The sequence below is a fragment of the Garicola koreensis genome (genome assembly GCF_014195445.1).
Classification (GTDB): domain Bacteria; phylum Actinomycetota; class Actinomycetes; order Actinomycetales; family Micrococcaceae; genus Nesterenkonia; species Nesterenkonia koreensis.
Window position 1 is genome coordinate 1 of sequence record NZ_JACIBT010000027.1, and the last position, 9,033, is coordinate 9,033.

A 9,033-nucleotide genomic window follows, 5' to 3' on the forward strand; every position below is an offset into this window, starting at 1 on the left:
TACGGCGGACTGCCTCGCACCCGCCTGCGCAAATCTGGTCCGGAGCATCTGCATGAGCAGGCGGGGGAGGCGATCGATGCGATTCTGACTGATGAGGTGCTCCCTGATGAGAGGTTCGACGCCGGCAATGCGCGTCGGGTCTTGGACTATGTACTGCGTCATCCGGCCGCGGAGTTGAAGGTCACCATGATTGGCCGAGAGGTCGGCCTCGATCCGCGAACAGTCGATCGCTATCTGGATGTCCTTGTGCGGCGGTTCCTCTTCGTGGAGTTGCGTAATCTGCGTCCTCCCGCCAAGAAGACCCCGAGAACCAGCGCAAAAGGATTCCCAGCAGACCTGGCTTTCGCGGCATTGGCTAATGACGTGACGGATGTCGGACAGCAGCCTGACACGGTGCGCGGTGGGTTGTTCGAGGCTTTCGTAATGCAGCAGTTGCGAGCGCATTCAGGCTGGTCTCGAACAAGAACGAGCTTGTGGCACTGGCGGCACGTCCAGCATGGCCGCTCCCATGAAGTGGATCTCGTCCTAGAAGATCGTAGCGGCGGTCTTGTCGGCATCGAGGTCAAATCGACCTCGTCAGTCCGAACGGACGCGTTCAAAGGTCTGCGCGCGATGAAGGAGCACTACGGCAGTCGGTTTAGGAGGGGGTTCGTCGTCACCAGCAATGCTGCGGCCACTCCGCTCAGCGAAGATCTATGGACGATCCCCGCCGATACCCTTCGCACCCGTGCCGCCTGGACCTGACTTGGGCCCTCGCGCCACGGGGTGGATCTTCGCTGACGCCATCCTCTGAAGGCGCCGATGGTCATGACTCTGCCCACCCAGCTACCTGCTCACACAATCCGTGTTCAAGCGAAGGGTGGATTCGTGAGGTTCAGTCATCAACTGCGTCGGCAGCTTCTTCCCAGCCGTCACCACCGAAGTATAGTGAGCCTGCAAAGTGATGTCACACCACCACTCACCGCCACAGATCTGATCGGCTTTTGCAACTCTGCCGAGACCGTCTTGCCTCTTATTGTCCTTGATTCACCGATGAGCGCCGAGGTGTGGGGGTCAAATCCCGTGAACAGGGAAATGCGTCGCTGGCCTCAGAACTGCGAACGATGATGGACGTTGAAGCTGAAGTCGCCGGGGCGTTTCAGCGGCTTCATGTGGCTCATAGTGAGACATGAATCGTGCACAGTGGCTGGTACGTTTGTGAGGTTCGGCGCTTTCGAGCGCTACCAGGCTGCAAAATCGCAGCGACTTCTCTACGATGGAACTCATGACGATCGCATCCCAGAAGCCCCTTGCTGTGGGAGAGACGACACCCACCCCGACCAAGACCTTCCGCTTCGGGGAGCTGTTCTCCGGGCCCGGAGGCCTCGGTCTGGCGGCGAAGTCGGCCTCGCGCAACGGCTTTGAGATCGTCCACCAGTGGGCCAACGACTACGACGCAGACACTTGCCGCACCTATGCGGCCAACATCTGCGGCGATGAGTCGGATGCCTCGGTAATCCGTCAAGACATCCAGACTCTGGACTACGACCTGCTCGCCGCGCAGGGCGACATTGACGGGCTCGCGTTCGGTTTCCCCTGCAATGACTTCTCCCTGGTCGGAGAGCGAAAAGCTTTCAGCGGCAAGTTCGGCCCCCTCTACAGCTACGGGATCAAGGCGCTCAAGAAGTTCCAGCCTGAGTGGTTCCTGGCCGAGAACGTCGGCGGCATCCGCGCCGACGGCGGTAAGGTTCTCAAGGTCATCTTTAAAGATATGATTGAGGCCGGTTACCGGATCTATCCGCACTACTACAAGTTCGAGCAGTACGGAGTGCCCCAGGCTCGGCATCGGATGATCGTCATCGGCATCCGGGAGGACATCGATGTAGAGTTCCGTGTGCCCAGCCCCGCGCCGCACGTTGGCGCTGATGTCAGTGCCCGCACCGCCCTGGCGAACATACCCGCCTGGGCTAAGAACCAGGAGCAGACGAAACAGTCGAAGGTTGTGGTGGAGCGACTGGGCTATATCCCTCCGGGCGGCAACGCCTGGCACGCAGATGTGCCTGATCATCTTCAGATCCGGACGAAGACGAAGCTGTCCTCGATCTACCGCCGTCTGCACCCGGACAAGCCTTCCTACACTGTGACAGGTTCCGGCGGCGGTGGCACCCATATCTACCACTGGGACGAGGCTCGGGCTCTGACCAACCGCGAGCGGGCGCGGTTGCAGAGCTTCCCCGACGACTTCGTGTTCCTTGGCTCCAAGGAGTCGGTGCGCAAGCAGATCGGCATGGCAGTGCCGCCCAGGGGTGCGCAGGTGATCTTCGACGCTCTGCTGAACTCCTACGCAGGCATCGACTACCCCAGTATGGAGCCCTCGATGGTGAACATGATCCCTGAGGCGTAGGGACTGCGCATCCGCTGATCAGGCGTCGATGAGGTCCTGGACGTCCTTCGGCGTCACTTCTCTGCCCATCGTCCAGAGCTGGAGCAGATTCTCTTTGGTGAGCTCGCCCTTCTCATAGGCCATGATGACCTGCCGCCACGGGACCATTGAGATCCCGCTTCCCTGCACATCAGCAACGTGGCTCTGGGCACGAGTGACAGTCTTGCGGAGGTTTGCGTCGAAGGACTTGGCGAAGCCGTTGGAGATATAGGCGAATGCCTTCAGCGGCCGCCCCTGGAGGCTTGCGGCATAAGCCGGTACGTAGTCAGCGTGCATCGCGCGCTGATGGTCGATCGGAAGGCCGTATGCCTGGTATGCCTTGGTGTCGATGATGATGCCCCAGTCTTCCGACCAGGCCTCGACATCGGGCACAGCTCCGGTCTGACCGAGTTGCCTGGCACCCAGTCCGAAGGTGTGCTCGAGAATCTCTGCGGTGGCCTTCTCGAAGGCTATGGCCTTGTCTGTGCCGGAGCGTGACATCTCCTCGTAGCGGTCCAAGAACGCGCTGATGCCGTGGGTCGGCGAGCTGATGAGGGTCTCCAGAGACTCGCGCACGGTTTTCAGATCGAGACCGCAGTGGTTGCCGACGGCGTCGACAACGTCATCGGTGATCTCCGTGACGACCTGCGTGAAGTAGAGGTGGTTGAGCGAGGCTGAGACGATAGCGAGGGTTCGCTCTGATGAAGTCCAAGCCTGAATGTCGCGGATGGTCCGCTGATCCTTCTTCATCCCGACTTTAACGCCATATGTGCGTTGGAAGGCTTTGGCTGACTCCGCCAGGGCGAATCTGTCATTCTCCGGTTCATACATCGTCTGCAGGGGTTTTTGGCCCCAGTCATCGATAGCCTGGTCGATCTCCTGCTCCATAGAGAGGTTCAGCGCAGTGACGGTCTTCCTGCCCGCATCGAACACCTCGCCGTCCACAGCCACGCCGTAGCCGATGTAGCGCAGCCACTGGATGAAGGTGTCGGCAATGTCGCCGAGCGTCCCGCCGTTCGAGATCAGAGCCTGAGCGTCCCACTGCTTGTTGGAGATGGGAGAGCGAAGAGCTGTGGTGAAATCGTTGGGGAGAGAGGATGTGCCGTCCGCGCGGAACTTCAGGATGCGGTCGACGGTTTTGCCGATCTGAGTGTCGCTGTGGCCGGTGGTGTATCCGATCACGCAGGCGGCGACTTCTTCGGTGGTGAGGTAGCCGCGCAACTCCTCTCGTTTGAGCAGCTTCAGCAGGGCGATGAACGGACGCAGACGGTATTTGCGGTCCACATTGACTCGGACAGAGTACGCGGACGGGAACTGAAAAGCCAAAACCTGCTTACGCAGAATGGGAAATGCGGGCTTCTGGTCGACCAGCGCCTGGCCGGCCAATGTGAGGTGGACCTCCTGCGGCGTTTTGGGATCATTCTGATGGCGAAACCAAAGCCCGAGACTGTAGAGCAGGGCACCATGGGTCCGACCGCCACTGCCTCCGCGGCCTTGAGCACGTTCGGTGTAGTCCCCGCTTCGCTTGAAGTTAGCTCCGTCGAGAGCGTCTTCGAACGTCTTCTTGATCGGTGTGTTCCCGTCCCAGGAGGTCCCTGTGGCCACGCCGGCGAAGATCCGCAATGACTGCGGGATGAGCTCCAGCTTCCTCTTGGGGCGCGGAATCATCCAGTAGGGCAGGATATTGGCCATGGGAGCTCCTAGGTCAGCGTCGAGTGATTCTGGTCTCCATTCTACGGATCTGGGCCTCGACACCCTCGACCACCGACATCGGTGCCTCATGCTCCCAGAAGCGCAGCACGGTCCAGCCAGCAGAGCGAAGCCGCTGGTCAGTGTCGAGATCACGTTGCTGGTTTCGTGCGATCTTCTGCTTCCAGTACTCGGGGTTGGTCTTCGGCGGGACGAAGTGGTCCGGGCATCCGTGCCAGAAACAGCCGTCGATGTGGACGACCAGTTTCAGCCTGGTGAACGCGATGTCCACTGTTCGGCGGCGATCGTCGGCCAAGGGACGAAGGTTGACCCTGAAGCGCCGGCCCCGGCGGTGCAGTTCCCGACGAACCAACAGCTCCGGCCTCGTATCCCGAGAGCGGTTTGCCCGCATGGTCGCTCGGGCATGCTCCGAAGAGGCCCAGGACTCATTCGAAAGCAGTGCCATAGCTCGAGCCTAGTCAGGATCGGCCGAGCCTGCTCCGCGGCAACGAGTAGTCGGGTAACTTTTTTCCATACGACGACATCCGTCGACCAATTCGCGAAATCAAGCCAAAATCGGTTTGTCCAAGTAGACAAAATAGTTAGTCTTCAATATCAACGCCCCGATAGAGCTACTCGTCAGGGCCTTGCGAGCGAGAGTCGACCCTAGTACTGACCGCCGTTAGTGCCCAATTCAGCTGACAGTTGAGAGCAATGCTCCAGGTCAGGCAACTATGTGCTGTCCGAACGCGCGGCCATGAGACAAGTCAGGTGTTGCAAAACAAACAAACCGTTGGGAGACATCGAATAATCGCCCGGCAATATACTCCAACTGAGACACGACCGCTGGCCACGTCACCTGGGCGAGGTCGCCGCACAGTGCCTCTTAGTTGTTGGTTGGCCCAGAATCGAGGATCTCGTTCGTCGTTGCGCCCAGTCGTTTGAAGAGCCCGTCGAGATGGGCTGGATCATCGCTGCTAATATCTACAATACCTGAAGCTTGGATGAGCTGCCGCGTGAACATTCGGGTGTACTCTCGTCTGGCACTGCCGGTCCTGCCCGATAATCGGATTGCGGTGACAGTCCGTCGCGCTACCTCCTTTTTCTGGCTGGTGAGGCTTCGCTCTAAGATGGCAACGTAGTCATCCTCCGTCAGCAAGTTTGATTCGACGATGGCAGGGCCGAATACCTGCCATCGACGCCACAACCGTTGGAACACGTGTCTCCGATTGCCGCCGGTCAGTCGAGCTGTCGCGCCCCTAGCTTCCTTGGGGAAACGTGTTATGGCAAGGTCTGGGAGCAGGACCAGAGTGAGGAAGTCCCACACCTTGGCGTTTCCGAATTCACCCGGTGACCCCGTGCTCGTCTCGTAAAGCGTGCGGCCCATTTGCAGATCAAAAGCTGAAGACGACCATTGGTTCGTCTCGGACGGCAGGGATTGCTGGCAGTCCTCACGCAGAGTGAGCAGATCTCCCATTGTCATGCGCCGGCCGCCAGTTGGGGGGAACGCACCAGAGTCATTGATGACTTCGTCCAATAATGCTGGGTCGAAGGTTGCGTGACGAGGGTCCTGAAGGAGTTTACGCTTCAGTGCGCTCGCGTGATCAGAAGGCAGGCGGGGGTAGAGCCTTTTCTCTATCACCGTTTCTCCTTCAACGCGCCAACTGCGCTGTCGATCATGGCTTCAACATATTCCGGATGCGACCTGAGGCTACTGACGGCCCATGTAATAGGTCGCTTCAGAAAGTCCCTGCTGGCCTTGTCAGCTGCTGCAGCTATGGAATGGGGGAACTCCAGGACTGCTGCTTCCAGGTTGGCGTCATCACCTGAATCGTCGGCAAGTCGTCTGGCCGTCTGCACGAGCGATCTGATGATTGCGGCGTGAAGTGATGTCTCCACGTGCGGTTGAGCCTGGCCCTCGATCAGTTCCTCGACCCGTGAATAATCCTCGTTCAGAACCAGCTGGATTGAATGCGCAAACGGATCTGAGAGTTCCGTGGCGCTTATACTAAGCAACCAGGGGGACTGCCGCCGATTAGCGGCCTTGAAGGACATGGATGTCGTTGGAAAGCCGCGAAGTCCAGCCTGGAGGTCTATGTGTTCAGCACGCCTTTCGGCGATAATTCTCCGGCTGAGCCATGCTTCGTCTCCGTATGGTGCGGTAAGCGTGACTCGCAGCTTAAGCTGTTCGGCCAAGCGACTGCCTTCAAGCTCGATGGTTGTCGTCGCCTGCGACCGGGTAGAACCCACGGTAAACAAACTTTGGGAGGTGACAGATTCGGCTGTTTCGCTGCATGCAGCGTTGAGGACCAGCTGGGGTTTGCCAAACTTCGCAAGGTCTGCACTTGGTGCTGCTGCGCTGACGGAGAGTGAGATTGTCGAGTCTGAATCCCAGTGATTGGCTAAATCTTCCGGCTCTACTGAGCGCCCGTTAACCATTACTCTTGTCTGCGACCATTCCACACTGTGGATTCGCGGATAAGGGTGGAGATGAACGGCATTCATATGTGCTCCTCGACGTCGATCACCAAATCAAGTGCCAGAGCAGTTCTGGTAGCTATGTGCAGCTCCCCCTCAGAACCCGATCTGAATATCGCCGAGTTCTTCCCCGGCCCCGACCGTTCGTGTCCATTCCAAGTCAGTCTGAACTCACTGGATTCGAGAACCATTCCTCCGTCTGAAGTGCGCGCTGAAGGCTTGGCATGAAGGGCGAACTCAGGTCCGCCCTCTCCTTTGACCTCAAACTCGACCATGAACCCGAGACCATCTGGGGCAGGGTGGTGTTGAGTGACGACTGCCTGAGGGCGCTGTGCTGTGACCCGACGGCGACGTCCAGGCCGCTCACTTCTGTCAGGCTCGGGTTCTTCCTCGGATACTGCTGGGCCAAGTGGCACGAAATTGCTGAGGGCATTGGCAACATCGCGAACAGAGCGATTGGCAGAACTTTGGGCCATACGTTCAGTCTCGAGGAAATCCCGAGTTTTTCGTCTGACAGCTTCAAGCGTCCGTCTTACGACGTAGGCGGAGACCTCTGTGTCGGCCGTATTGGGCGTCCACGTGTCGTGTGTAGGGGGCTCAGATGACGCGAAGTGGAAATCGCACTCTGGCGTGGGTTTAAAGACTCCCGTCCACTGAAGTCCACCGAGGTCCGTATCGGCAACAGAGTCGTAGTAGACCACGAGTTCCGCTTTAGAGCGCATCAGGCACAACTGGTTCTTTGGTGTTGGAAGCCCGGAGGTCACGGGCCCGCTTCTGTCAGTGCCGTCGTCCGCGGTGAGCATCAGGTGAAGAAAGCCGGCAGTGCTGTCCGAACGGTTGCCGAAGAATTCTTCAAGAGGCTCATCAAACGATCTGCGCGGACGCAGGACGATTGGTTCAAGCGTCTCCTTAAGGACGTGCAGCTGCGGAGGCTCAACAGGTCCTTCGAGTTGGTCTAGTTTCTTCCTAATCGCCGTGAGGGAGCTTCCGTAGCGCGCATATCGGTCACTGACTCTTTCCGAGACTTCGATTTCCTCACCGCGCTTGTAGACGTGAAAGATCATGGGGGGATACTCGTCGCCGGCTCCCACCACCTTCGGCCATGCACTGTATGCGAGGGCTTCGACGACCTCATCGATGAGCAGATCTTCATGCTCCTCGGTTTGGACTTGTACGCGTTCGGCCGCAGCTTCTTCCTGCGAGTCAACTCTTACCTCAGGGTCGATCACAAGGATCGACGTGCCAGTCTCCTCTTCCCCAAAATGCGTCTCGAACAATCTCTCACCAAGTTCTTGAGCGGCTGCGCCTCGAAGAGGAACGATATCCTCCTCGAGGAGGTCTCCCCACCAGTGGGCCCCGGTGAAGCGGGTGCCTGCCTCGTCATAGGGCTCGTGCAGAGCCGATGCAATAAGCCTATGTTCAAGGACCCCCGCATCGTCCTCGCACACGGACCAATACACGACACTGTGCGCGTGTGACACCTCGAACGTAGCCGTCTTGCCGAAACCGAAAGTTCCACCGGCCCCGCGCTCATCCTTTGTGGTTCCGATGTCGAATACGAATGAGTTGAAGTTGTTAGGTGCACCTGGAGCAGCGGCCTCGCCAGCACGAAAGGGGCCATCGAGGCCGGATGTGCCTCGGTCATAAATTTCCATCACGCGCATCTTAGGGTGCGTGAGGCTGTCTTCGAGTACTTTCAGCGACTCGGGAAGGCTGGTGAAAACTTCATCAGAGAGCGTCCGTTTTACGTCCTCTGATGCTCTGTGCACGTACACACCGTATGCCGGAATCCAGTCATCGAGTTTTGCATCCCACGAGTTCTGCAGGGTTTCGCGGACCAGTACCTGAACTCTGGTCAGGTTGGAAGTCGCGCGCAAGAGCTTTCCCCGGCCGCCACTGGTCTGGTCGCCCGCCCCCCTGGGCTTGGAATAGATTCTGAGACGTGTCATAAGCCCCTCTTCATCCGCTTCCTCTGCTGGTGAATCTGGACCAGTCGAAAGTCTCTCTCGACTCACCAAGACTAGAAAGGTTCAGTGAGTAACGGACATCACTGATGGCAAGAGCAACTTCGGCTCCAACGGCTTCGAGGTTCAGCACCGGTAAGCCCCCTGTAATCTCCCAGTACCTCCATGAGCGCAGGGTGAAGCGCTGCTCTTCGTCCGCGGAAGTCATGCCACGGACGAATCCCGCGGCAGCAAGCTTTTCACTCATCATGCCTAGTTCCGTGCCCTGGTCCAGAATCCGGTCAACCACATCATCAAGTGTCTCGCCGTTTCCATGCTTCTCGATTTCAGCCACAGCTAAGACAAGGTCGGCGGACTCCGGCGCTGCAAGTTGCTTGAGCCCATGGATGCTGACGGCCTGGCGATTCTGGAAAGCAGATGTTTTGACCTCAACTCGGACGTCGTCGGCAATGAAGTCATGAATGTCCTGCCCGTCCTTCTGCCAGGTCTCCAGATACGCGG

The 9,033-nt window shown here is 58.6% G+C and carries 8 protein-coding genes; 2 read left to right on the forward strand and 6 right to left on the reverse strand.

Annotated elements, in window-relative coordinates:
* On the forward strand, nucleotides 1-744 hold a 744-nt coding region (locus tag FHX47_RS10625), incomplete at its 5' end, for an ATP-binding protein (RefSeq protein WP_183358905.1).
* A 520-nt stretch (nucleotides 745-1,264) separates the two neighbouring features.
* Nucleotides 1,265-2,383 carry a DNA cytosine methyltransferase gene (locus tag FHX47_RS10630; protein ID WP_183358906.1) on the forward strand — a complete coding sequence of 373 codons (1,119 nt, stop codon included), beginning with the start codon at nucleotides 1,265-1,267 and terminating at the stop codon, nucleotides 2,381-2,383.
* 18 nt (nucleotides 2,384-2,401) lie between these two features.
* Here the strand turns inward: FHX47_RS10630 and FHX47_RS10635 are convergent, their stop codons facing one another.
* The 6 genes from FHX47_RS10635 to FHX47_RS10660 form a co-directional block, all read right to left on the reverse strand.
* On the reverse strand, nucleotides 2,402-4,093 hold the full coding sequence (locus FHX47_RS10635; protein WP_183358907.1) for an AlwI family type II restriction endonuclease: 1,692 nt from the start codon (nucleotides 4,091-4,093) through the stop codon (nucleotides 2,402-2,404).
* 13 nt (nucleotides 4,094-4,106) lie between these two features.
* Entirely contained in the window at nucleotides 4,107-4,556 is a 450-nt protein-coding gene (locus FHX47_RS10640; RefSeq protein ID WP_183358908.1) for a very short patch repair endonuclease, read from the reverse strand.
* A 420-nt stretch (nucleotides 4,557-4,976) separates the two neighbouring features.
* The gene (locus FHX47_RS10645) at nucleotides 4,977-5,732 is read right to left on the reverse strand and encodes a DUF6339 family protein (protein WP_183358909.1); all 756 of its coding nucleotides are present in this window, start codon (nucleotides 5,730-5,732) and stop codon (nucleotides 4,977-4,979) included.
* Nucleotides 5,729-6,529 carry a hypothetical protein gene (locus FHX47_RS10650; protein WP_183358910.1) on the reverse strand — a complete coding sequence of 267 codons (801 nt, stop codon included), beginning with the start codon at nucleotides 6,527-6,529 and terminating at the stop codon, nucleotides 5,729-5,731. Before FHX47_RS10650 ends, FHX47_RS10645 begins: the two co-directional genes overlap by 4 nt.
* A gap of 62 nt (nucleotides 6,530-6,591) precedes the next feature.
* Nucleotides 6,592-8,517, reverse strand: a complete 1,926-nt coding sequence (locus tag FHX47_RS10655; RefSeq protein ID WP_183358911.1) for a hypothetical protein — start codon at nucleotides 8,515-8,517, stop codon at nucleotides 6,592-6,594.
* 10 nt (nucleotides 8,518-8,527) lie between these two features.
* Nucleotides 8,528-9,033, reverse strand: a 506-nt coding sequence (locus FHX47_RS10660; RefSeq protein ID WP_183358912.1) for a PD-(D/E)XK motif protein, incomplete at its 5' end; no start/stop codon positions are given.